The organism is Edwardsiella piscicida, assembly GCF_021733145.1.
Lineage (GTDB): Bacteria > Pseudomonadota > Gammaproteobacteria > Enterobacterales > Enterobacteriaceae > Edwardsiella > Edwardsiella piscicida.
In genome coordinates this window covers 1509395-1533119 of sequence record NZ_CP090968.1, presented here as the reverse complement: position 1 = coordinate 1533119, position 23725 = coordinate 1509395, and the positions used below count along the sequence as shown (strand labels likewise).

At 60.4% G+C, this 23725-nt stretch carries 22 protein-coding genes and 2 tRNA genes; 14 read left to right on the top strand and 10 right to left on the bottom strand.

What is annotated here, in order from left to right; genetic code table 11:
* Positions 1 to 144: 144 nt before the first annotated feature.
* Positions 145 to 708, top strand: a complete 564-nt coding sequence (locus L1P05_RS06945) for a lipoprotein (RefSeq protein ID WP_015461344.1) — start codon at positions 145 to 147, stop codon at positions 706 to 708.
* A gap of 103 nt (positions 709 to 811) precedes the next feature.
* Here L1P05_RS06945 and L1P05_RS06940 read toward each other — a convergent pair whose 3' ends face one another.
* The gene (locus tag L1P05_RS06940) at positions 812 to 1396 is read right to left on the bottom strand and encodes a TorD/DmsD family molecular chaperone (RefSeq protein ID WP_012848273.1); all 585 of its coding nucleotides are present in this window, start codon (positions 1394 to 1396) and stop codon (positions 812 to 814) included.
* Positions 1397 to 1444: 48 nt separating this feature from the next.
* The gene (locus L1P05_RS06935; RefSeq protein WP_012848272.1) at positions 1445 to 2182 is read right to left on the bottom strand and encodes a phosphatase; all 738 of its coding nucleotides are present in this window, start codon (positions 2180 to 2182) and stop codon (positions 1445 to 1447) included.
* A gap of 514 nt (positions 2183 to 2696) precedes the next feature.
* On the opposite strand from L1P05_RS06935, the gene L1P05_RS06930 reads away from it, so the two are divergent.
* Positions 2697 to 4025 carry a GGDEF domain-containing protein gene (locus L1P05_RS06930; RefSeq protein ID WP_226064217.1) on the top strand — a complete coding sequence of 443 codons (1329 nt, stop codon included), beginning with the start codon at positions 2697 to 2699 and terminating at the stop codon, positions 4023 to 4025.
* Here the strand turns inward: L1P05_RS06930 and ghrA are convergent.
* Positions 4019 to 4960 carry a glyoxylate/hydroxypyruvate reductase GhrA gene (gene ghrA, locus L1P05_RS06925; protein ID WP_012848269.1) on the bottom strand — a complete coding sequence of 314 codons (942 nt, stop codon included), beginning with the start codon at positions 4958 to 4960 and terminating at the stop codon, positions 4019 to 4021. The genes L1P05_RS06930 and ghrA overlap by 7 nt on opposite strands.
* A gap of 124 nt (positions 4961 to 5084) precedes the next feature.
* Positions 5085 to 6560: a peptide MFS transporter gene (locus L1P05_RS06920; protein WP_012848268.1), complete on the bottom strand. Its 1476-nt coding sequence runs from the start codon at positions 6558 to 6560 to the stop codon at positions 5085 to 5087.
* Positions 6561 to 6903: 343 nt separating this feature from the next.
* Between L1P05_RS06920 and L1P05_RS06915 the strand changes: the two genes are divergently transcribed.
* The 6 genes from L1P05_RS06915 to L1P05_RS06890 all read left to right on the top strand — a co-directional run bounded on the left by L1P05_RS06915 (position 6904) and on the right by L1P05_RS06890 (position 11639).
* Positions 6904 to 8073 (top strand): ABC transporter substrate-binding protein, encoded by a 1170-nt coding sequence (locus L1P05_RS06915; protein WP_012848267.1) that lies wholly within the window; start codon positions 6904 to 6906, stop codon positions 8071 to 8073.
* A 173-nt stretch (positions 8074 to 8246) separates the two neighbouring features.
* Positions 8247 to 8336: transfer RNA gene (locus tag L1P05_RS06910), tRNA-Ser, on the top strand.
* A gap of 405 nt (positions 8337 to 8741) precedes the next feature.
* Positions 8742 to 8831 (top strand) — tRNA-Ser (locus L1P05_RS06905).
* 140 nt (positions 8832 to 8971) lie between these two features.
* Complete coding sequence (locus L1P05_RS06900) at positions 8972 to 9457, top strand: heme-degrading domain-containing protein (protein ID WP_012848265.1); 486 nt, start codon at positions 8972 to 8974, stop codon at positions 9455 to 9457.
* A gap of 241 nt (positions 9458 to 9698) precedes the next feature.
* Positions 9699 to 11399, top strand: a complete 1701-nt coding sequence (dauA, locus tag L1P05_RS06895) for a C4-dicarboxylic acid transporter DauA (RefSeq protein ID WP_012848264.1) — start codon at positions 9699 to 9701, stop codon at positions 11397 to 11399.
* Positions 11400 to 11501: 102 nt separating this feature from the next.
* Positions 11502 to 11639 (top strand): hypothetical protein, encoded by a 138-nt coding sequence (locus L1P05_RS06890; protein WP_012848263.1) that lies wholly within the window; start codon positions 11502 to 11504, stop codon positions 11637 to 11639.
* A gap of 56 nt (positions 11640 to 11695) precedes the next feature.
* Here L1P05_RS06890 and kdsA read toward each other — a convergent pair whose 3' ends face one another.
* The 5 genes from kdsA to hemA form a co-directional block, all read right to left on the bottom strand.
* Positions 11696 to 12550, bottom strand: coding sequence for a 3-deoxy-8-phosphooctulonate synthase (gene kdsA, locus L1P05_RS06885; protein ID WP_012848262.1), 855 nt, complete (start codon positions 12548 to 12550; stop codon positions 11696 to 11698).
* 165 nt (positions 12551 to 12715) lie between these two features.
* Positions 12716 to 13525 (bottom strand): transglutaminase family protein, encoded by an 810-nt coding sequence (locus L1P05_RS06880; RefSeq protein ID WP_034168283.1) that lies wholly within the window; start codon positions 13523 to 13525, stop codon positions 12716 to 12718.
* Positions 13526 to 13605: 80 nt separating this feature from the next.
* Positions 13606 to 14445 (bottom strand): peptide chain release factor N(5)-glutamine methyltransferase, encoded by an 840-nt coding sequence (gene prmC / locus L1P05_RS06875; RefSeq protein WP_012848260.1) that lies wholly within the window; start codon positions 14443 to 14445, stop codon positions 13606 to 13608.
* Positions 14445 to 15527, bottom strand: a complete 1083-nt coding sequence (gene prfA, locus L1P05_RS06870; protein WP_012848259.1) for a peptide chain release factor 1 — start codon at positions 15525 to 15527, stop codon at positions 14445 to 14447. Before prfA ends, prmC begins: the two co-directional genes overlap by 1 nt.
* A 40-nt stretch (positions 15528 to 15567) precedes the next feature.
* Positions 15568 to 16830, bottom strand: a complete 1263-nt coding sequence (gene hemA, locus L1P05_RS06865) for a glutamyl-tRNA reductase (RefSeq protein ID WP_012848258.1) — start codon at positions 16828 to 16830, stop codon at positions 15568 to 15570.
* 212 nt (positions 16831 to 17042) lie between these two features.
* Here hemA and lolB point away from each other — a divergent pair, with 212 nt between their 5' ends.
* The 4 genes from lolB (at position 17043) to L1P05_RS06845 (ending at position 21032) form a co-directional block, all read left to right on the top strand.
* Positions 17043 to 17669, top strand: coding sequence for a lipoprotein insertase outer membrane protein LolB (gene lolB, locus L1P05_RS06860; RefSeq protein ID WP_015461336.1), 627 nt, complete (start codon positions 17043 to 17045; stop codon positions 17667 to 17669).
* On the top strand, positions 17666 to 18547 hold the full coding sequence (gene ispE, locus L1P05_RS06855) for a 4-(cytidine 5'-diphospho)-2-C-methyl-D-erythritol kinase (RefSeq protein ID WP_012848256.1): 882 nt from the start codon (positions 17666 to 17668) through the stop codon (positions 18545 to 18547). Before lolB ends, ispE begins: the two co-directional genes overlap by 4 nt.
* A 184-nt stretch (positions 18548 to 18731) precedes the next feature.
* Entirely contained in the window at positions 18732 to 19679 is a 948-nt protein-coding gene (prs, locus tag L1P05_RS06850) for a ribose-phosphate diphosphokinase (RefSeq protein WP_005293094.1), read from the top strand.
* 216 nt (positions 19680 to 19895) lie between these two features.
* The gene (locus L1P05_RS06845; protein ID WP_012848255.1) at positions 19896 to 21032 is read left to right on the top strand and encodes a DUF1214 domain-containing protein; all 1137 of its coding nucleotides are present in this window, start codon (positions 19896 to 19898) and stop codon (positions 21030 to 21032) included.
* 50 nt (positions 21033 to 21082) lie between these two features.
* On the opposite strand, the gene ychH is transcribed toward L1P05_RS06845, so the two are convergent.
* Positions 21083 to 21361, bottom strand: coding sequence for a stress-induced protein YchH (ychH, locus tag L1P05_RS06840; RefSeq protein ID WP_012848254.1), 279 nt, complete (start codon positions 21359 to 21361; stop codon positions 21083 to 21085).
* Positions 21362 to 21712: 351 nt separating this feature from the next.
* On the opposite strand from ychH, the gene pth reads away from it, so the two are divergent.
* Positions 21713 to 22303: an aminoacyl-tRNA hydrolase gene (pth, locus tag L1P05_RS06835; RefSeq protein ID WP_012848253.1), complete on the top strand. Its 591-nt coding sequence runs from the start codon at positions 21713 to 21715 to the stop codon at positions 22301 to 22303.
* 149 nt (positions 22304 to 22452) lie between these two features.
* Entirely contained in the window at positions 22453 to 23544 is a 1092-nt protein-coding gene (gene ychF / locus L1P05_RS06830; RefSeq protein ID WP_012848252.1) for a redox-regulated ATPase YchF, read from the top strand.
* Positions 23545 to 23725 lie beyond the last annotated feature (181 nt).

Here is a 23725-nt window from a genome sequence, read left to right as displayed (position 1 = left end):
TCCCCGCCGCAGCCCCCAGCATTTATGCTGTAAGGTACGTGCTGCGTGGCGCTTCATCCCGTTACGGCGGTTTTTCCCCGCGGTTATCTGTGTCACAATCAGCGTTTTATGTATCGGGTTGTTCCCGTCGCCGAGGCTTCATTCATGAGAAAACTAGGGTTTACCGCTGCGGTTCTGGTCGCCGGTCTGGTGCTGACTGCCTGTAATAAGCTGACCAGCTACAGCGTCAGCGAGCAGCAGATCAATACCTACCTGGATAAGCACAGCCAGTTTGAAAAACAGATCGGGGTCCCCGGCCTGGTCGATGCTCGCATCACGCTGGATCAGCTCAGCAGCCAAATTGGCCGCAGTGAGCCCAACACCATTACGCTGAGCGGCCACGCCAACGTCGCCATCAGCTCCATTCTGGGTCCCCAGCAGAGCGAACTGCAGCTGACGCTGCGCGCCAAGCCGGTATACCAGCGCGATGAGGGCGCCATCTACCTACGCGATTTAACCCTGGTGGACTATAAGGTGCAGCCGGAGAAAATGGAGACGCTGATGAAGGCGCTGGTGCCTTACCTGAACCAGTCCCTGCGCAGCTATTTTGATCAGCAGCCGGCCTATGTGCTCAATCCGGAGAACAGCAAGACCGAGGCTATCGCCCGGAAACTGGCCAAAGGGCTAGAGGTCAAGCCCGGTGAGCTGGTGATCCCGCTGACCGACTGATATCAGGTCGCGCAGCGCTTCACCCTGCGGTAAAACGGCGCCACGCGGCGCCGTTTTTTTGTCTTGTTGCCCCCGGCGACGCCGGTGGATAGCGAAGATCGCGTCAGGCAGCGTCACCGTCTTCGTCGTCCGCCGTTCCCTCTTCGTCCTCCGCCAGATCGTCGCGCAGCGCCTGCAGCGCCTCACGGGTCAGCTCCGCCAGCGTACGGTAAAACGGCGTGCGCGCATGGGCCTCGACCTTGCCCAGAAACTGGGCAGCCCACGGCATCAAATACACATCGAACAGGCTGGCCTGGGCCAACACCTCGTCACGCTGCCCCTGATCCTCCAGCCACGAGGCCGCCAGCAGCAGCTGGCCAAAGCTGTCCGCCGCCCCGGCCCCCAGCGGCATACCGCGCTGCAGCAAAAAGTCGCGCACCTGCTGCTCCTCGGCGTCCGCCAGGTAGGCGCTGCGCTGGGTTGCCACCGCGCCCTCGGCGGCGAACAGCCCCTGGTAATCCTGCGCCAGCGCGCCGCGATCGCCTGCAGCGGCCTGCAAACGCGCCAGCAGGGCATCCTGCTCCAGCGGCCAGTACTGCTGCAGCTGGTTATTCTGTAGCAGGGTAAACAGCGGATCCAACAGGGGATCCTGAGGCTGACGGGCAAACAGAGAGCCCAGCAGGCGACACACTATGGAAAAATCGTTCATATCCGTTCCTGACCAATAGCGTAAAAGTGACATTGTCACCAATACGCATCACCAATCGGCAAATTCAGGGATCGCCGGTCTGCCCCGCCGCTGCAAAAAGTCCAGCACACGCCGCGGTGAGGCATTCAGCACCCGCTCCGGCGGGAAGTTTACCTCATTCAGCACCCGGATACAGTGGCTAAAGTTTCCCATATCAAACGCGATATGCGCATCCGAGCCCAGGGAGAGCCAGCCGCCGGCGTCGCGCACCGCCGCCGCGATCGCCCGGCAGTTATCGGCGCTGCCCGCGCGCGAGTGGCTAAACGAGGAGTTATTCAGCTCCAGCGCCACCCCATGCTCGGCGGCGGCGCGAGCCACCGCCGGAATATCTAACGGATACTTTGGATTGCCGGGGTGCGAAATAATATCCGCCTCGCCGCGGGCGATCGTCGCCAGCAGCGCCTCGGTATGAAACGCGCGATCGACCGGCGCCAGCACCGGCTCATGAAAGCCGGCGATGACCACGTCCATCTCCGCCAGCATACGGCCATGGCAGTCGATATCACCCTGGCGGTTCTTGATATTCGCCTCGATCCCGCGCAGGATGCCGACGCCGTTTACCGTCCGCGGCCAGACGCGCATATTCATAAAGTGCCAGGGGTGCGGAGCATCGGCCATATCCGGGCCATGATCGGTAATCGCAAACAGGCGCAGGCCGCGCGTCGCCGCCTGGGCGATATAGTCATGCAGCGTGCTGTAGGCATGGGTACTGGCCACGGTATGCATATGTAAATCGACAGAATACATAAACCTCTCACCTCTCCTTGAATCTGCATCGGGCCGCCTCGGCGACGCACCCTCATCGGCGTTTCGTTACGGGTCGTGGCATCGACGCCCTGTACGGCGGCGAGGCATGGTCATACTGTAACAAAGATCCGGCGCAGCTTCAGCCGCCGCCGCGCCGGATATCCCGGCGTAATATCGAACGCGACGTGAGCGATCGCCGCGCCCGGATCGGATAGCCGTTAGCATCCAATCTATTACATTAATCACGATATAACGTCATGCCCAATCGCCTATTGAAAAAATTGTCACTGTATGATTTTTGCTTTACCATGCGCCTCTCGAAATAGTCCTATTGGTCGCAGGTCGTTGCCCCAGCAGCGGCTCGCCAACGCTAGCGTAGGATGACTGTCTTTATCAGGAGCGTGGGATGGTTCTGGAAAGGACTTTACGCAGAGCCGTAGCAGGTCTGTTTGTTATTTTATTTATCAGCTCCGGCGCATTGGTTATTTATAGCAGCGCCCGCGAATGGCAGAATATGCGTCTAGTGACCTCTGCCATTGTCAATGGCATTTCAAAAAGTCAGTTGGATAACGATAATCGCAATATCCAACGGCGCAGTAAAATTATTGAATATGTCTCTAAAAAAGGCAGCCAGATCCCCGATCTCTTTGCCGTCGCCCGCGATCTGCACTGGGGTAACAGCGTCTATCTGCTGGATGGCGATCACCTGCGACTGCTGGATGACCGCGCCCACGACTGGCTCTCTGATGATAAGAAGCAGCGGCTGATCGCGCAGATGCGCGGACACCAGCAGCGTCAATGGTATGGCCATCTGGATCGGGGCGAAACCGTGCTGCCTTATCTGAAATATACCACCGGTGACGGCAAGGTCATGGTATTCCTTCTGGATATTTATGGTCTGGAAAAGGTATTAGATCAACACAGCGCCACCACCCCGATTTATCTTTATCTGTTTGACGACGACAATAAACTCATCGCCCGCTCAGCCAATGCGCCGCAGCTGCTGCCGGACAGCATCCGCGGTGAAAATCTGTGGCGTAACAGACCATTGGAAATAAAGGTAATCCAACAGAACGAATTACTTAACGGGAAAAAGGCAACGCTGGTCGGCTATATCCCCTTCATCTATCTGTTAAAGCTGATTGGATTTAACCTGCTCTATTTTATTCTGTCATTTGGCTGTGCCATCTTTTTCCTGCGCTACTTTTATAAAAAAATCAAGCGTGAAATCGAACGCGAGCGCGAGGAGTTTCTCTCCGGGAAAACGCCATCGCGCCAAAACGGCCTCTTTTTTAATGACGCCGTCAAACGACGCGTCGAGCTGGACAAAAAGGCGCTGCTGCGCGATCCGCTGACCAAGCTGTATAACCGGCGTAAGTATGATTATGACATCGCCCAGCGCCTCTATCAGCAGCAGCCCTTTTACCTGCTGCTGCTGGATCTGGATGCCTTTGGTCAGGTAAACGATGATCTGGGTCAGGATGAGGGCGATCGCCTGCTGGCGCAGCTGGCGGCGGCCTTTGCCCGCCGTCAGGAGGGCTGGCGCTTTTACCGCATCGGCGGCGATGAGTTTGCCGCCCTGCTCGATAAGAAACACGTGCCGGACATCGGCGCGCTGGCACAGTGCTGCAACGCGCTGTTGGCCGAGGCCGAACGCTACGGCGCGCGCCTTAGCATCGGCGTCAGCGACAGCGACGAAGCCAGCGAGCTGCTGGTGCTAAAGACCCTGGCGGACAATCGGCTGTATATCAGCAAGCACCGGGGCAAACACTGCGTGACCCTGCCGCCCCGGCGCGCGGAGGGCGCGCCGTCCTCACCTGCGCCGACGCAGGCGGATCAGTAGCCGCGCGCGACATCGACCACCCCTTCTGGGCGCCGCCCGGCCTCGATCGCATGAATATTGTCGGCGATATAGTCCATCGCCACCTGCGGCAGGGTGATCGCCGCGATATGCGGCGTTATGGTCACCCGCGGATGCTGCCAGAACGGGTGATCCGCCGCCAGCGGCTCTTGCGCGAAGACATCCAGCGTCGCCGCCGCCACCTGACCGTTACCCAGCGCCGCCAGCAGCGCATCCTGATCCAGGTGCACTCCGCGGGCCAGATTGATGATATAGGCGCCGGCGTTCATCTGAGCAAACAGGGGCTGATTCAGTATGCCCACGGTCTGCGGCGTATTCGGCAGCAGGTTGATCAGCAGCTGCAGCCCCTGCAAAAAGGCGGGCAGCTGCTCGCTACCGTAAAAGCTTTGCACCTGCGGATAATCCTTCACCGTGCGACTCCAGCAGCGCACCGGCAAACCAAAGGAGGCCAGGCGACGCGCCACTCTTCCCCCCAGCACCCCGGCGCCGAGCACCCCCACGGTAAACGAACTCGCCGCATGGGGCGCCAGATAACGCCAGATCCCCTGACGCTGCTGCAGCTCATACTCATCAAAGCGGCGGAAATACCGCATCACCGCCGCGACGGCATACTCCTCCATCTGCTGAGCCATTCCGGTGTCCTCCAGGCGCACCAGCGGCACCCCCGCCGGCAAAATCCCGGGGTGCGCGCGCGCCTGCGCCAGAATGGCATCCACGCCGGCACCAAGGGCAAAGATGGCGCGCAGCCCCTGGCGCTGGGCCAGCATCTCATAGGGGGGCTGCCAGACCAGCGCATAGTCGGCGGGCTTATCATCGCCCGGCTGCCACTGACGAATATGGGCCTGCGGCAGACGCTGGCGCATACCGTCAAGCCAGGTCTGGGCAGTGAAAAAAGGGTGGTAGTAGATGATCTCCATGACGGCCTCCTGATCGTGTTGACGGCGCTCTCCGCCGTTTGCCTCGCGGATAAAAAAACGGCGAATACCCTTTTGTCAGGATCTCCGCCGTCTGTCAACGTCAAGCGCCATTATTGCCTATCGCTCAGGCGGTTGACCTCTTGCTATAGGCAATCAGCCGACGCAGCAACGGCACCAGCAGCACCAGGATCACCCCGGTGGCGATAGAGCCCCAGCCCAGCGCATTAAATACCGCGCTGTAGCCCGGGTTGGTTTCCAGCGGCGTATTACCGCTGTTTTGCGGCATCAGCCCAGAGACATAGCCCGCCAGCACGGAGGCGACCCCGGTCACCATCATCCAGCACCCCATCATCATTCCCTGCAGACGGGCGGGAGCCAGCTTGCCGATCATGGCATAGCCGATCGGTGAGATCAGCAGCTCGCCCAGGCTTTGCAGCAGATAGCTGATGGCGATCCATTTAAACGCGACCAGCCCGTCGGCGCCGGCCAGCGAAATCCCCAGCGGCAGCACCAGCATACCCAGCCCCATGCAAAACAGCGAAGCGGCGAACTGCGAGGGAATATCGATGCGCAGGCCGATCTCGCGCAGGTACTTAAACAGCCAGGCCATCAGCGGACCACCGATGACGATCACCAGCGTATTGATATTCTGAATCCACTGGGGCGCGACCCGCCAGCCATAGACGTTCAGATCGATGTTGTGCTCAGAAAACAGCATCAGCCCCATCGGCGCCAGCTGATACAGCGACCAGAATACCAGCGATCCCAGCGCCAGGATCAGGTAGGCCACCATGCGGCGACGCTCATCCGCCTGACGATGCCGCGCCGTCATCACGCACAGCAGCACGAAAACCAAGATCCCCAGCAGGATCACGAAGTTGCTGCTGAAATCAGCGTGGGTCAGCAGTATCCGCAGCACCGGGACCAGCGCCACCAGGATCAGCAGCCCCACCAGCATTCGCCGGTAGAAGGCGCGACCGCGGATCTGGCGCAGCGGCGTATTAATGTCGGCCAAAATGCGCCAGCGGGACAGGGTCACCACGATCGCCACCGCGTTACCCAGCGTGGCAAACAGGAACAGTGCCCGATAGTTCTCCGTCAGTTGGAAATACCCCGCCACGGAAAAACCGATGAAGAAGCCCAGGTTCATCCCGGCATAGTTCCATAAAAACGCACTTTCCCGTCGATTATCGTCCGGCGCAAAACGCTGGGTCAGCATCATATTGATACAGGTCACGTTCAGCCCGCTGCCGGTCAGAAACATGGCCAGTCCCCAATACAGGCCGGTCACGCCCATCTCGGCGATCAGATAACAGCCGATCACCTGCAGCACCATCCCCAGCACAAACAGGTTACGGTTACTGAGACAGCGCCCGCCCAAATAGCCGCCGAACAGATGCAGGCCATAGTTAAAGGCGCCGAAGATCCCCATCATGGCGTTAGCCTGTGTCTCGCTGAATCCGAGGCGTTTCGTGGCATACAGCACCAGGGTGGAATAGAGCACGGCAAAGCCGAGCGTGGCAAACGTTTGAATAAAAAACAGAGCGCCGGTTCCCGATGGGACGGCACCTGGGTGAGAGGGGGTGGTTGAAGCGCTCACCGCTTTTCTCCTTGAACGAAAGGGCTGGTTACGACTCATCCTGAGAACTTCCCGGTGTTGTGCCGGTCGGCCTTTGTTGTTGTTCCATACCGTTTGTGTAGGCCGCATTCACATTTAGCGGGATAAACGACCAAAAGGCCAGCCTTAATCTTAATTAATTGCCCGTTTAGCTATTATTTAAGCAATTTATAAGCGTAACTATTCACTTTTATCCATACTTTGTGCTGTTTAATTCGGAATAGGCGTGGGCCCCCTCGCTCGCCGTCCTTTGGCTTCCCCCGCTAGGCGCCGCCCCCGCCAGCGATTACAATGACGCCTTTACCTACCTTCGATAAGGCGACCCATGCGACTCTCTTCTCTGCTCCGCGGCGCCGCGGCGCTGTGCCTGGCGTTAACCCTCAACACCCATGCCGCCGCTACGCCCTGGGACACCCACCTGCAGCGCGCGCGCGGTGAAACCGTCTACTTCAACGCCTGGGGCGGCAGCCCACAGGTCAATGACTACCTGGTCTGGGCCGCCCAGCAGGTTAAAGAACGCTACGGCATCAATCTGGTTCAGGTTAAGGTGGGCGACATCGCCGAAACCGTCGGCCGTATTCGGGCAGAGAAAGCCGCGGGCAACCTTGAACACGGCAGCGTGGATCTGCTCTGGATCAACGGAAAAAACTTTACTGCGATGAAGCGCGCGGGCCTGCTGTATGGCCCCTTTGCCGAACAGTTGCCCAACTGGCGCTGGGTAAACCTGTCGCTGCCGGTGCGCAGCGACTTCACCGTCGCCACCGAAGGCTATGAGGCGCCCTGGGGCGTCGGTCAACTGGTGCTGCTCCACGATGCCGCCGCGCTGCCGACGCCGCCGGCCGATCCTCAGGCCCTGCTGGCGTATGCCCGACAGCATCCTGGCCGGGTGACCTATCCGCGGCCGCCGCAGTTTCACGGCAGCAGCTTTCTAAAAAGCATCCTGATGCAGCTCAATCCGGCGCTACCGTTGAGCCAGCCCGTGGATCCACAGATCTTTGCCCGTGACAGCGCTCCGCTGTGGGCCTGGCTGGATCAGATCCACCCCTATCTATGGCGCCAGGGACGCGTATTCCCGACCAGCGATGCCCAGCAGCTACAGCTGTTCAATGACGGCGCCCTCGATCTGGCCATCAGCTTCAACCCCGGCATGGCGCCCGCGGCGATTGCCGCCGGAGAGGTGCCGCCCGATACCCAGGCGTATGCCTTTAAGGCCGGCGCCCTGAGCAACGTGCACTTTCTGGCTATCCCCTTCAACGCCCCGGCCAAAGACGCCGCGCAGGTGGTGATTAACTTCCTGATCTCGCCCGAGGCGCAGGCGCGTAAGGCCGACAGCCGCATCTGGGGCGATCCGACCATTGTGGACGTTGCCCGCCTGCCGCCTGAGCAGCGGCGCGCCTTTGGCCAGGCGCCAACCCTGTTCCACGCGCTGGCCGAACCGCACCCCTCGTGGCAAGAGGCGCTGGAGGCCGAGTGGCAAAAACGCTACGGCCACTAAAGCCCCGACGCCGCAGATGCTGTAAATTACGCCGCCGAATGCGGCGTAATTCACCAATTTGTTGAATGTTTAGCTAAACGGTTGGTTTTACGAAAAAAGAGTATTGACGCCGCGACGGCTTTTCCCTACATTAGCGCCCATCGCAGCGCACTACGCGACGGCGAAGACAATTTGGTGAGGTGTCCGAGTGGTTGAAGGAGCACGCCTGGAAAGTGTGTATACGTGAAAACGTATCAAGGGTTCGAATCCCTTCCTCACCGCCAAATTATAGAAGAGCCCGGCCTATGGCCGGGCTTTTTGCATTTCCGCGCCGCGCCCAAACGCCCTTGACGATCGGAGCCTGACGAGATGGCCCCGCTTCCCCACGCCATCGGCATCCGTCCTCCTCTCCCCCGCGCCATCGGCGCCCAATAGCGCACGGCCGATCTGACGCCGGAATACCGTCGCCTGCGGCACGGAGAGCGGCCGAGAGGCGCTCTCCGTCTGCGGCGTCGGGCCAAGGCGGAGAGCGTCGCACACCGCAAGAAATGGCCAAGCGCCGATAAAATCAGCAGACTGTATACACAATCGGCATCTGCGCGCGGCGTAAAAAAATATGCTTGACCCTGCGAGGCTCTATCCCTATAGTAGCGCCCCGTTGCAGCGTACAACGCCGCAGCGGAAAATTTGGTGAGGTGTCCGAGTGGTTGAAGGAGCACGCCTGGAAAGTGTGTATACGTGAAAACGTATCAAGGGTTCGAATCCCTTCCTCACCGCCAGATTATAGAAGAGCCCGGCCTATGGCCGGGCTTTTTGCATTTCATCACCCGGATTTATCACAAAATCCGATCCCCGTCGCGTCTCCCCCCTGCTCGATTGCCGATAGTTACGCTATGACACCGAAAGAGAAGGAACGCCTATGAGCAGTGAAGAAGCGCTGGCGCGACTGGCCGCCGAGGAGCAGCAGCTCCAGTTTACCCTATTCAACCCCGATACCGCCTGGCAGCTAGGCTGTGCGCTGCGTCAGGAGGCCGAGCGGCGCGGCCTGCACGTCACCATCGATATCCAGTTCGCCGATCAAACCCTATTTCACTGCGCCATGCCCGGCACCTCGCCGGACAACGCCGAATGGATCCGCCGCAAGCGCAACGTCGTACTGCGCTTCCAGCGCAGCTCCTATGCGATGGGGATGCGCTTGACCCTGCGAAATACCACGCTAGAGGCCTTTTACGGCCTGAGCCCGGCCGACTATGCCCCCCAGGGCGGCAGCTTCCCGCTGCGTATCGCCAACTGCGGCTGCGTCGGCGCCATCAGCGTGTCCGGCGCCCCCCAGCTGGACGACCATCTGTTGGTCAGCGAGGTTATTGCCCGCTTTCTTGGCATTAACCAACAAAACCATGCCTAACGGGTAAAAGTCTTTTACTTCTCCAACGGCGGGAGATCGAACAGCCCAGCTCCCGCCTGCTCTCCGCCGGAATACGCCAGAATAAAAACCTGTTTTTTTAGCGCCTACCCAGTTTGCCAATCTGATTTGATATATATCTATATTTCCGCTTTACTAAAGGCGTATCGTATTGTTCCTCTTCGCGACGGACCGCCTATGGCCCGCCTTTCTTTGATTTTTCTATAGTTGGTTTAATCGCATAATGAAAACCCATAAAATTGGCGGCGTTATGCCGTTCAGCGCGCTGATTGAATCCTGCTGGCGCGATCCTTACTCGCTCCAGCGTTTCACTAAGGATCTCATCGCCGGCATCACCGTTGGCATCATCGCCATTCCGCTGGCCATGGCGCTGGCCATCGGCAGCGGCGTACCGCCGCAGTACGGCCTGTATACCTCGGCCGTGGCCGGTATCGTGATCGCGCTGACCGGGGGATCGCGCTACAGTGTCTCCGGCCCCACCGCCGCCTTTGTCGTCATCCTGTATCCTGTCTCACAGCAGTTCGGCCTCTCCGGGCTGCTGGTGGCCACGCTGATGTCGGGGATCTTCCTGCTGCTGATGGGGATGGCGCGCTTTGGCCGCCTGATTGAGTACATTCCGCTTTCCGTTACCCTTGGCTTTACCTCGGGGATCGCGATTACCATCGGCACCATGCAGATCAAGGATTTCTTCGGCCTGCATCTAGAGCACGTGCCGGAAAGCTACCTGTTTAAGGTGGCGGCGCTGGCGCAGGCCATGCCGACCATCAACTGGGCGGACACCCTGATCGGTGCCACCACGCTGGCGGTCTTGATCTTCTGGCCCAAGCTGGGGCTACGCCTGCCCGGACATCTGCCGGCGCTGCTGGCCGGTAGCGCGGTGATGGGGATCTGTTCACTGTTCGGCCACGACGTGGCCACCATTGGCTCCCGCTTTAGCTATGTGCTGGCCGACGGTAGCCACGGCCAGGGCATCCCGCCGATCCTGCCGCAGTTTGTCCTGCCGTGGAACATTCCTACCCCGGGGGGAGAAGCGATCCACCTGAGCTGGCACAGCCTGTCGGCCCTGATGCCCGCGGCGTTCTCCATGGCGATGCTGGGGGCGATCGAGTCGCTGCTGTGCGCCGTGGTGCTGGATGGCATGACCGGTAAAAAGCACCACTCTAACGGCGAGTTGATAGGTCAAGGCCTGGGCAACATTGCCGCGCCCTTCTTCGGCGGCATTACCGCAACCGCGGCGATTGCCCGCTCGGCGGCCAACGTCCGCGCCGGCGCTACCTCGCCCGTCTCCGCGGTGATCCACTCCCTGCTGGTGATCCTGGCGCTGCTGGTCCTCGCCCCCTGGCTCTCCTATCTGCCGCTGGCGGCCATGGCCTCCCTGCTGCTGATCGTTGCCTGGAACATGAGCGAGGCCCACAAAGTCGTCTACCTGCTGCGCCGGGCTCCCAAGGATGACATCATCGTCATGCTGCTGTGCATGTCGCTGACGGTGCTGTTTGATATGGTGATCGCCATCACCGTCGGTATCGTGCTGGCCTCACTGCTGTTTATGCGCCGCATTGCGCGGATGACCCGCATCAGCGAGGTGAGCCATGACGATGCGCGCGGGGTACTGGTGCTGCGCGTCAGCGGTCCGCTGTTCTTCGCCGCCGCCGAGCGTATCTTTAACGAGATCCTGGCGATGGGGGATAAATACCAGACCGTCGTCATGCAGTGGGACGCCGTGCCGGTGCTGGACGCCGGCGGCCTGAACGCGTTCCTGCGCTTCGTCGACACGCTGCCGCAGGGCAAGCGCCTGATCGTCACCGATATGCCGTTCCAGCCGCTGAAGACCCTGGCGCGCGCGCGCGTGGTGCCGATCGAAGGACGCATGGCGTTCTTTGCCACCCTACCGGATGCCCTGCGCAGTCTGGAGGAGGAACGCTAACGCCACCCGTTCCTGCAATGGCGTCCAAACGGGCGCCATTTTTCCCTATCTCCCCGCCCTGCTCACCGCTATGATCGCGCGCCCACACCGAGAGAGAACGCCATGAAAAGAGGCCTGATAGCCCTTCTGGCCCTGTGCGCCGCCTTCTATGCCGGTATCAAGGCCGAACGTTTCCTGATGCAGGACGCCTGCCTGGACGCCGGCGGGCGCGTACAGGGGATATTCTGCGAGCGCGGATAAAAAAACGGGGGAGCCAAGGCTCCCCCGATGCGTATGTGGACCGTACGGCCCGCGCCTTAGTTGGCGGTATCCAGCGGCGGGAAGTTCTTCACCAGATCGTCGATGGCCTTCATCTGCGCCAAGAACGGCTCCAGCTTCGCCAGCGGCAGCGCGGAGGGGCCGTCGCACATGGCGTGGGCCGGATCCGGATGCGCCTCAATAAACAGCCCGGCCAGGCCGATGGCCATCCCGGAGCGCGCCAGCTCCGTCACCTGGGCGCGACGGCCACCGGAGGCGGCGCCAAACGGATCGCGGCACTGCAGGGAGTGGGTCACGTCAAAAATCACCGGCGCCCCGTGGCTGACGTTCTTCATCACCCCAAAGCCCAGCATGTCGACCACCAGATTGTCATAGCCAAAGTTGCTGCCGCGATCGCACAGGATCACCTGCTCGTTGCCGCCCTCCTGGAACTTGTCCACGATGTTGCCCATCTGGCCCGGGCTTAAGAACTGCGGCTTCTTCACGTTGATCACCGCGCCAGTTTTGGCCATCGCCTCAACCAGATCGGTCTGGCGCGCCAGGAAAGCGGGCAGCTGAATGACATCCACCACGTCAGCCACCGGCTGCGCCTGCTCCGGCGTATGGACGTCGGTGATGATCTTCACCCCGAAGGTCTGCTTGAGCTCCTGGAAAATCTTCATCCCCTCTTCCAGGCCCGGGCCGCGGTAAGAGTGGATAGAAGAGCGGTTGGCCTTATCGAAGGAGGCCTTAAAAACATAGGGAATGCCCAGCTTTTGGGTCACGGTGACGTAGTGCTCACAGATGCGCATCGCCAGATCGCGCGACTCCAGCACGTTCATCCCGCCAAACAGAACAAACGGCAGATCGTTTGCGACCTGAATATCACCAATGCTGACAACTTTCTGTTTCATGCTTGCGCCTTAAATTTTGAGAAAAACCCTGCTGACCGAACAGCGAACGCGCAGAGTATGCCATACTCCGCCGCCTGTCGCCGCTCCTGCGCAGGCAAAAGAAAACCCGGGTCACGACGCAACGCGGCGCCGCTGCCCCGAAGGGGGCCGCCGTCGCTCATATCGCTAATGCAGCACCACCTCAAACTGTTCAATGGCATGGATCTGGAGCTTAATCACCTCGGCCACCGGATCCTCCGGGCACTGCTCGATGAAGTAGTTCAGATCGGACAGCGCGATGTGCGGGCACTCCAGGCGGGCATAGAGCAGCCCGCGATCGCGGATCTCATAGGGATCCTCCGGCTCAAAGCACAGCAGCGCCTCGCAGGCGTTGAGCGCCAGCTCAACCTGCTGCTCCTCCATCAGCGCCGCCTTCAGCGTCGTCAGTAGACGGCGCACCACCTGGCTGTTGTCCGCCGCCTCAATGTCTCCGCTGCTCATGCGGGCCTGCATACCCTGATGACCCTTAAGCCACACGGCCAGCAGGGCGCACTCCAGCGTCTCACCGTTCAGGGGATTGATCAGCCGGTAGCCGCCCTGCGGCCAGTCGGCGCGTAGCAGCAGCTGCGTCGGGAACACCACCGCCTGCAGCGGCAGCGCGAGCGCCTGGGCGATATGCTGCAGGATGATCCCCAGCGAGGCCGGCGTTCCCTGGCGACGCGCCAGCACGGTGTCCAGCCACAGCGCATCGGAAAGGCGATAGACGCCGCTTACCCCGCCGAATCCCCACTCACCGAAAAACAGCGTCAGCAGACGCTGCAGACGCGCCTGTTCGCCGTATACCCCCCGCAGCGCCGTTTGCGCCTGCGTGGCCAGGCCATCCAGCTCGGCGCGCAGGCGCACCGGATCCAGTTCGGGGCGGACGGCATGCTGCATCTGCAGTACGCCGTCGCTCAGCAACGCCTCATCAAAGGCAAAATCGGCTATTACACTCATACCCATTCCATCATCAGCGGCCATCAGCGGCAGCCCGTTGATCGTCTGTTTCATTATCACACCCGGCATCTCCCGTCGCCTCAGCGCGACGGGCGGTACTGTCCTAAGGTCACCCGCTCGTTATCGCCGTAGTCCCGCACGCTCTCCACGCAGCAGAAGCCATACTCCGTCAGCAGAGCGCGCACCGCGGCCCCCTGCTGCCAACCGTGCTCCAGCAGCAGCCATCCCCCCGGCTCCAGATGGTCCGGCGCCTGACGGGCGATCGCCCGCAGATCGGCCAGCCCCTGCTCGGCGGCCACCAGCGCACTGGCGGGCTCAAAGCGCACGTCACCCTGGCTCAGATGACCATCGGCGGCGTCGATATAGGGCGGGTTAGAGACAATCAGGGTAAAACGTCGCCCGGCCAGCGGCGTAAACCAGCTGCCCTGCAGGATCTCGACCCGCGACAGGCCCAGACGGGCGGCGTTATGCTGCGCCAGCGCCACGGCGTCGGGGTTGAACTCCACCGCGCTCACGCGGCAGTCGGGGCGCTCGCTGGCCAGCGCCAACGCGATGGCGCCGGTACCGGTGCCCAGATCGACAATCTGCGCCGGCGCCGCCGGCAGACGCATCAGCGCCTGCTCGACCAAGCATTCGGTATCCGGACGCGGGATCAGCGTCGCCGGGGAAACCGCCAGCGGCAGCGACCAAAACTCACGTTCGCCGATCAGGTAAGCCACCGGCTCTCCCTGCTCGCGCCGTGCCAGCAGAGACGTCAGCTGCGTCAGCTGCGCCGCCGTCAGTCGCGTCTCGCCAAAGGCCAGCAGAAAGCTACGCCCCTTGCCGGTCACGTACTCCAGCAGGATCTCCGCATCGCGCCGTGGGCTCTCGCCCGGCATCAGGCGCGCGCAGGCCTGACGCAGCCATTGATCGTAGCGCATCACTCCTGCTCGGCGAGTGCGCTGAGCTGATCGGCCTGGTGCTCCTGCACGATGGGCTCGATCAGGTTGTCCAGCTTGCCCTCCATCACCTCATCCAGGCGATACAGGGTCAGGTTAATACGGTGGTCGGTCACCCGTCCCTGCGGGAAGTTATAGGTGCGGACGCGATCGGAGCGATCGCCGCTGCCCAGCAGGTTACGGCGGGTCGATGCCACCTCCTGCTGGCGCTTGGCGATTTCGGCAGCGCGGATGCGCGCGCCCAGCACCGACATGGCCTTGGCCTTGTTCTTATGCTGTGAACGCTCATCCTGACACTCCACCACGATCCCGGTCGGCAGGTGGGTAATGCGGATGGCGGAGTCGGTGGTGTTAACGTGCTGCCCGCCCGCCCCGGATGAGCGATAGGTATCGATACGCAGATCCGCCGGATTGATCTGCGGCAGCTCGGCCTCCGGCACCGCCGGCATCACCGCCACGGTGCAGGCAGAGGTGTGAATACGCCCCTGGGACTCCGTCGCCGGCACCCGCTGCACGCGGTGGCCGCCGGACTCAAACTTAAGACGCCCATAGGCGCCGTCGCCGCTCACCTTAGCGATCACCTCTTTGTAGCCGCCGTGCTCGCCCTCGCTGGCGCTCATGATCTCAATGCGCCAGCGGCGCGCCTCGGCGTAGCGGCTGTACATCCGGAAAAGATCGCCGGCAAACAGCGCAGCCTCATCGCCGCCGGTACCGGCGCGCACCTCAAGGAAACAGTCGCGCTCATCGTCAGGATCTTTGGGCAGCAGCAGGATCTGCAGGTGCTGCTCCAGATCGGCCAAGCGCCCGCGCGCCGCTTTAATCTCCTCCTGCGCCATCTCACGCATTTCCGGATCGTCCAGCATCATCTCCGCCGTGGCCAGATCGTCCTGCACCTGGCGCCAGTCCAGAAAACAGTGCGATACGTCGGTCAGCTGCGCGTACTCACGCGACAGCGCGCGAAAACGGTCCTGATCGGCAATGACTCCGGCATCACCGAGCAGTGCCTGAACTTCTTCATGGCGCTCCTGTAATGCTTCTAGTTTGGCAACAATAGAAGGCTTCATGCGTGGCTATTTACCTGTAAATATGTAAGAAAGGAGAGAACTAATTATGATCCAGCCCAAGGCTGTCGCGCAGCGTCTGCAGACGCTGGGCATCGCCGCTGCCGGCGGCCTGCTGAAGGGATTTGGTCGGCGCATGGATCAGGCGGTTGGTCAGGCGATGCGCCAGGCGGCGGATCACCGCCTCGGCCTCGACGCCCTGCGCCAGCGCCGCCAGCGCCTCGGCTTCGGCCTCGGCCCGTACCTGCTCCGCCTGGGCCCGGTATTCACGGATGGTATCGACGGCCCCCTGCGCGCGCAGCCAGGCCATAAAGTTGGCGCACTCCTGCTGCACGATATGCTCGGCCTGCACCGCCGCCGCCTGCCGCTGGGCCATATTGCCCTGAATAATAGCGTGCAGATCGTCCACGCTGTACAGATAGGCGTTGGCCAGATCCCCGGCCTCCGGCTCGATGTCGCGCGGAACGGCGATATCCACCAGCAGCATCGGCCTGTTGCGCCGCGCCTTCAGCGCGCGCTCAACCATCCCTTTACCGATGATCGGCAGCGGGCTGGCCGTCGAGCTGATGACGATATCGGCGTCCGCCAGGCGAGCGTCGATATCCGCCAGCGGGATCACCTCGGCCCCGACCTCATCGGCCAGCGCCTGGGCACGTTCGCGGGTGCGGTTGGCGATCATCATATGCTGCACCTGGTGCTGATGCAGATGACGGGCCACCAGCTCAATGGTCTCGCCCGCCCCGACCAGCAGTACGTTAAGCCGGGCCAGCGACTCAAAGATCTGGCGCGCCAGCGTACAGGCGGCAAACGCCACCGATACCGCGCTGGCGCCGATTTCCGTTTCCGTGCGTACCCGCTTGGCCACCGAGAAAGTCTTTTGAAACAGACGCTCCAGGTCAGCAGACAGCGCCTGCTCACGTTGAGATTCCGAAAAGGCTTTCTTCACCTGGCCCAAGATCTGCGGCTCGCCCAGCACCAACGAGTCCAAACCGCTGGCTACCCGCATCAGATGGCTGACCGCGTCGTTATCCTGATGCCAATAGAGACTGTCGCTCACCTCCTCCGGCGTCAGCTGATGGTAGCTGCACAGCCAGTCAACGATCTGCTGACGCAGATCGGCACGCTGCTCTACGCTCAGGTAGAGCTCGGTGCGGTTACAGGTCGACAGCACTACCCCGGCCTGCACCGACGGCTGTCGCAGCAGACTTTCAATGGCCCGATCCAGCGTATCAGGCGAAAACGTTACCCGTTCCCGCAGGGAGACCGGCGCCGTTTTATGATTGATTCCAAGTGCAAGAAGACTCATGAAAAACCGTCAAGTAGTCGCGACTTCATTAGGGTTATCGGTTATCGCTGCATTCTACTTGATGCACCGAAGCAATAAAAGCCACCGCACCGCCGGAGCACGTGCGCCAACAGACATTTTTTTACCCTTTTCCCCCGGATAGACCACCGCGCCCATTGACGCTCCCCGACAAGCAGGCTAGCGTTAGCCCCAGAGTATACTCACCATGGATTATGAGGATGAAAAAGGTAAATCTCCTGCGTTTACTGCCAGTTAGCTGTCTGTTGCTCGCTGCCTGCGGCACGCTGCCCGATAAAAATAGCGGCGGCAGCGTCAGCTCGCCGCAGTGGCAGGCTCACCAGCAGCAGGTGGAAAATATCACGGTTTATCAGACTCGTGGGGCATTTGCCTATCTTTCCGATAAGCAAAAGGTGTATGCGCGTTTCTTCTGGCAGCAGACGGCCGCCGGGCACTATCGCCTGCTGCTGACCAACCCCCTCGGCAGCACTGAACTGGAGCTGAACGTTCAGCCGGGCGTAGCGCAGATCACCGATAGCCAGGGGCGCCGCTACGTTAGCGACAACGCCGCCGTCATGCTCGAAAAGCTCACCGGCATGCAGATCCCGCTGGATAACCTGCGTCAGTGGATGCTGGGGCTGCCCGGCCAGGCGCAGAGTATCCAGCTGGACAGCGCGCACCGCCTGCGCCAGGCGACCTACCGCCACGCGGGCCAGACCTGGCAGGTGGACTACCTGAAGTATGATAGCGCCAGCGTCCCGGCCCTGCCGGCCCAGCTGGAGCTGACCCAGGGCGGTCAGCGGATCAAGCTGAAGATGGACAGCTGGACGCTACGGCCATGATCGCCGCGCTGACCCACTGGCCGGCGCCGGCCAAGCTAAACCTGTTTCTTTACATCACCGGGCGCCGGGCCGATGGCTACCATCTGCTGCAGACCCTATTCCAGTTTGTGGACTACGGCGACACGCTCAGTATTCAGGCGCGTAGCGATGGCCAGCTGCGTCTGCTGACGCCGGTGGCGGGAGTGGCGGATGAAGACAACCTGATCATCCGCGCGGCGCGAGCGCTGCGCACCGCGCTGCCGCCCGCCTTTGCCGGATGCGGCGCCGACATTGCGCTGCAAAAGAGCCTGCCTATGGGGGGCGGGCTCGGCGGCGGCTCGTCGGATGCGGCCACCACCCTGATCGCGCTGAACACCCTGTGGCAGGCCGGGTTAAGCGACGCACGTCTGGCTGAGATTGGATTGACCCTGGGCGCAGATGTACCGGTTTTTGTTAATGGCGTTGCCGCCTTTGCGCAGGGTGTTGGAGAATTGTTACAACCCGCACATCCTGAAGAAAAATGGTACTTTGTTGCACACCCGGGCGTCAGCATTTCCACGCCGGCGATCTTCGCCGATCCTGCACTGAAAAGAGACTCTCCGGTAAGAACTTTGGCTGAACTGTTGGCAACACCGTACAGTAATGATTGCGAGCCAATAGCAAGAAAACGTTTTCGTGAGGTTGAACAGGCGCTTTCGTGGCTGCTAGAATACGCGCCGTCGCGTCTGACAGGGACTGGCGCTTGCGTGTTTGCGGAATTCGACACCGAGCAGGCGGCCCGTCAGGTGCTCAGCATTGCCCCCGAGTGGATGCAGGGATTCGTGGCGCGTGGCGTCAATACGTCGCCGTTGCACCGTGTCCGCTCCGAGCTGCTGGCCTCTATGCACGTAACTGGTTAACGTTTAAAGCATTATGCTGTGTTTGACAATAGCTTTACGTGCTGCGCGGCCATTTGTTCGCCGAACGAATGCAGAGTCTGCCGTGACTCAAACAATACCCGTAGGGTAATGCGGCGCGTCAGCCCACTCCTAGTTAGCGCGCCGTACTATCAACTTCTCTGGACGCAAGCCTGAGGTTCTTCTCGTGCCTGATATGAAGCTTTTTGCTGGTAACGCTACCCCGGAACTAGCACAACGTATTGCCAACCGTTTGTACACCAGCCTCGGCGACGCCGCTGTAGGCCGTTTTAGTGACGGCGAAGTGAGCGTGCAAATCAACGAAAATGTACGCGGTGGTGATATTTTCATCATCCAGTCCACCTGTGCCCCGACCAACGATAACCTGATGGAGCTGGTTGTCATGGTTGACGCACTGCGCCGCGCCTCCGCCGGCCGCATCACGGCGGTAATTCCTTACTTCGGCTATGCGCGCCAGGATCGCCGCGTGCGCTCCGCCCGTGTGCCGATCACGGCAAAAGTCGTCGCAGACTTCCTGTCCAGCGTAGGGGTTGACCGCGTACTGACCGTGGACCTGCATGCAGAACAGATCCAGGGCTTCTTCGACGTACCGGTAGATAACGTATTCGGCAGCCCGATCCTGCTGGAAGACATGCTGCAGCAGAAGCTGGAAAACCCGATCGTGGTTTCTCCGGACATCGGCGGCGTCGTACGTGCCCGCGCCATCGCTAAACTGCTCAACGATACCGACATGGCCATCATCGATAAGCGTCGTCCGCGCGCCAACGTCTCTCAGGTGATGCACATCATCGGTGACGTTGCCGATCGCGACTGCGTCCTGGTCGACGACATGATCGATACCGGCGGCACCCTGTGCAAAGCGGCCGAAGCGCTGAAAGAGCGCGGCGCCAAGCGCGTATTTGCCTATGCGACCCACCCGATCTTCTCCGGCAACGCCATCGACAACATCAAGAATTCCGTAATCGATGAGTTTGTGGTGTGCGACACCATTCCGCTGGCACCGGAGATCAAGGCGCTGGACAAGGTCCGCAGCCTGACGCTGTCCGGCATGTTGGCCGAGGCCATCCGCCGCATCAGCAACGAAGAGTCCATCTCTGCGATGTTTGAACACTGATAGCTTGCGCCAGATGAAAACGGCGGATTTATCCGCCGTTTTTCGTTTCTGTCGCGCGGTGGGCTGGGTAGGGCCCACCGCACGTCGCCCTCCCTCAAGAGACCGGCGCCAACGTTAAACCATCCCTATACGCCGCGCCGACATCCCCGTCGCCGTCCCGCCCCCTGTGATAGGCTTCTTTCATCGCCGACGCCACGGCCTGCAACGGATGCCATCATGCACAGCGTATTACGCGCCACCCTGTTTACCCTATCAACCACGGTGCTTTGCGCCCCCCTGTTTGCCAGCCCGCTGCCCCAGGCCGAGATGGCTCGACAGGTCGACCGCTTTAACCAGCGTATGCAGCTCGGTCAGCCGTACGACGCCGCCACCCAGCAGTTCTTGCACAGCGCCGCCTCGCTTTCCAGCGCGATCTTTCTACGCCAGGCGGCGGAGGCAACCCCTTACTTTGTCAACTGGATGAGCGGAACCCGGAAGGTCGCCGGTGACAACCCCTGGACAACCTACAACTCCGCCCTGTTTGACAGCCGCAGCGACTATGTCATCAGCGGCAACGTCGGCGCAGCCGACTATGTGGGTTTTCAGGTCTACGCCATGCGCGATGGCCGTAACGTTGCCCGGGCGCAGCAGAACCGGTCAACCAAAGATATGCCGATCGACCGACAGGGAAACTTTAGCCTGCGCCTGACGCCGACGACGCCCCCGCCGGGGCAAGAGGCGATCGTCACCACACCGGATGACTATATGGTCATCGTGCGTGAGTATTATCACAGCGGACAGCAAAAGGTGCAGCGCCCCGCACGCTACCGTATTCGCCGCCTGACGGGGCACCCCGCGCCGCCCATCGCCGATGCGCCGCACCGCAGCGCCCTGGCGGCCAGCTTCTACCGTAGCCTGGTGCTCAGCTCGCTGGATCTTTCCGCCAAGATGAGTCGGGTACGCAACAGCAGCCAAGAGGTCGAGGTCGATCGCAGCCTGTCCGACGCGCTATACCCCACCACGGATAACCGCTACGACGGCTTTTACGCCGCGCTTCCCCATGACGACAGCGTGATCCGCATCAGCGGTACCCTGCCCCGGGATGCAACCTATATCTCCGTCGTTTTCTATACGCCTTACTATATAACTCCAGACTATCGAGTGGCCAAAACCTACCTGACCGGGCAAGAGATTGTTCGTCAGGCGGACGGGCGCTACCAAATTCACCTGTCACGCCAGCCGCGCGATCTGAGCAACAACCTAACCAGCGCCGGCTATGATCAGGGGATCGTCGTCATCCGCTACCTCGGATCTCAGCAGTACCCCGAGTTTGACGTCCAGCTGCTGCCGCACGGCTCCGACGCGCGCCCATAAAAAACGCCGCCCTCCCGGCGGCGTTCAAACGTTAATGACACGTCGTTGTTTTAAGGATGACGTTCACGCGTTTTACGGGTACAGCGTTTATCGTAGTGGCGTACCCACCAATAGCGGTCAGCGACGCGTTCACGACCGCCAACGCGCGCACCGACCAGCCATAACAGCGCACCGATAAAGATGCTCATGACGGCGCCGTGAGAAAAGTAGTGGGGTAAATCCAGTTGGGGTAACTGGGACAGCACAGAGTAGCCCACACCACCGACCATGGTAATGAGCCCCAGCCCCATTAGAACGTTACCAAGCAGCTCCGCGCCTTTACGTTTCATTGGTCACCTCCCCCGTATCAGTCAAATCTACTGATGTATAGCCAGCGACTCATTAAGAGCGCTCATCTATCCCGTTAGTGATAGTATAGCCCCTTGATATTCATCTGCTTGGTTACAGCTCACATTTTATCTTGACAAATCACACAGATTTTACATTCCCGATGCGATACTCCCGGAGACACCGCGCCGCGCGCCGCCGAAAAACGGGAAAATGCCGCCGCTCGTCTCCCCCCTGCGGACGCCGACAGGGTAGTGAGCGGCGTCAAATTATGGTCTAATTACGCTTTGGCGCTTTGCCTACTATCTGCCGCGGCACTGCCCGCGCCTATCACATAAAGACTGAATGCACAGATGACGATTAAACTGATTGTCGGCCTGGCTAACCCTGGCGCTGAATACGCCCAGACCCGCCATAACGCCGGCGCCTGGTTCGTTGACGCCCTCGCCGAACGCCACGGCCAGTCCCTGAAAGAAGAGAGCAAATTTTTTGGCTATACCGCCCGCCTCAGCCTAGCAGGCCATGACCTGCGCCTGCTGGTGCCGACCACCTTTATGAACCTGAGCGGCAAAGCCGTTTCCGCCCTGGCCGGATTTTACCGCATCGCCCCAGATGAAATTCTGGTCGCACACGATGAGCTGGATCTGCCGCCGGGCGTCGCCAAACTGAAGCTTGGCGGCGGTAACGGCGGCCATAACGGCCTGAAGGATATTCAAAGCAAGCTGGGCAACAACCCCAACTTTCATCGCCTGCGCATCGGCATTGGCCACCCCGGCGACAAAAGTAAGGTCGTCGGCTTTGTCCTGGGTAAACCGCTGGCCAGCGAGCAGCCTCTGATCGATGAAGCCATCGACGAGGCGCTGCGCTGCACCGATCTGCTGATGCAGGAAGGCATGGATAGGGCGATGAATCGCCTCAACGGTTTCAAGGCCAGCGTCCGCTAAACGCGACGCAGTAACGCCGTCCGCCACACGCGCCCTACGGATAAGTCGAGAAAATGACGCGTTGCGTGTATAATCGGGCGATATTTTCCTGTTTCTTTGGCGGTTAATCTATAAATCGCTAAAAATTCAATGAGTTAAGGTGATTAAACATGGGTTTTAAATGCGGTATCGTCGGGCTTCCCAACGTCGGTAAATCCACGCTGTTCAATGCGCTGACCAAAGCGGGAATCGAAGCAGCCAACTTCCCGTTCTGTACCATTGAGCCGAACACCGGCGTAGTACCGATGCCGGATCCGCGTCTGGATCAGCTGGCCGAGATCGTGAAACCCCAGCGCACCCTGCCGACCACCATGGAGTTTGTCGACATTGCCGGCCTGGTAAAGGGCGCCTCTAAAGGGGAAGGCCTGGGTAACCAGTTCCTGACCAACATCCGTGAAACCGAAGCCATCGGCCACGTGGTTCGCTGCTTTGAAAACGACAATATCGTGCACGTTTCCGGCCGCGTAAACCCGGCGGAAGACATCGAGGTGATCAACACCGAGCTGGCGCTGGCGGATCTGGATACCTGTGAGCGTGCGATTCACCGCGTGCAGAAGAAAGCCAAAGGCGGCGACAAAGACGCCAAGCTGGAGCTCTCCGCGCTGGAAAAATGCCTGCCGCACCTGGAGCAGGCCGGCATGCTGCGCGCGCTGGATCTCAGCGACGAAGAGAAAGGGGCCATCAAATACCTGAGCTTCCTGACCCTAAAACCGACCATGTATATTGCCAACGTCAACGAAGATGGCTTTGAGAACAACCCGTTCCTGGATCAGGTGCGCGCCATCGCCGACGCAGAGGGCTCCGTTGTGGTTCCGGTATGTGCCGCCGTTGAGGCCGACATCGCCGAGCTGGACGACGCCGATCGCGACGAGTTCATGGCCGAGCTGGGTCTGGAAGAGCCGGGGCTGAACCGCGTGATCCGCGCTGGCTACACGCTGCTGAACCTGCAGACCTACTTCACCGCTGGGGTAAAAGAGGTGCGCGCCTGGACTATTCCCGTCGGCGCTACCGCCCCGCAGGCCGCCGGTAAAATCCATACTGACTTTGAGAAAGGCTTTATCCGCGCCCAGACCATCGCCTTTGACGACTTCATCACCTATAAGGGTGAACAGGGCGCCAAGGAAGCCGGTAAAATGCGTTCTGAAGGTAAGGACTATATCGTCAAAGATGGCGATATCATGAACTTCCTGTTTAACGTCTAATTAAAATTTGTCGTCTCATGAGGTTTCGCTGGATCTCATGACATCGATAAAACTCTATAAAATCCACGCAATTGCGTGGATTTTTCATTTCATACTGTCTCAATTCATCTCGTAACAACGCTATTAAAAATGAGTACATGGATGAGTACAATATTCTTCCATCTTCATTTTAAGTGAGTAC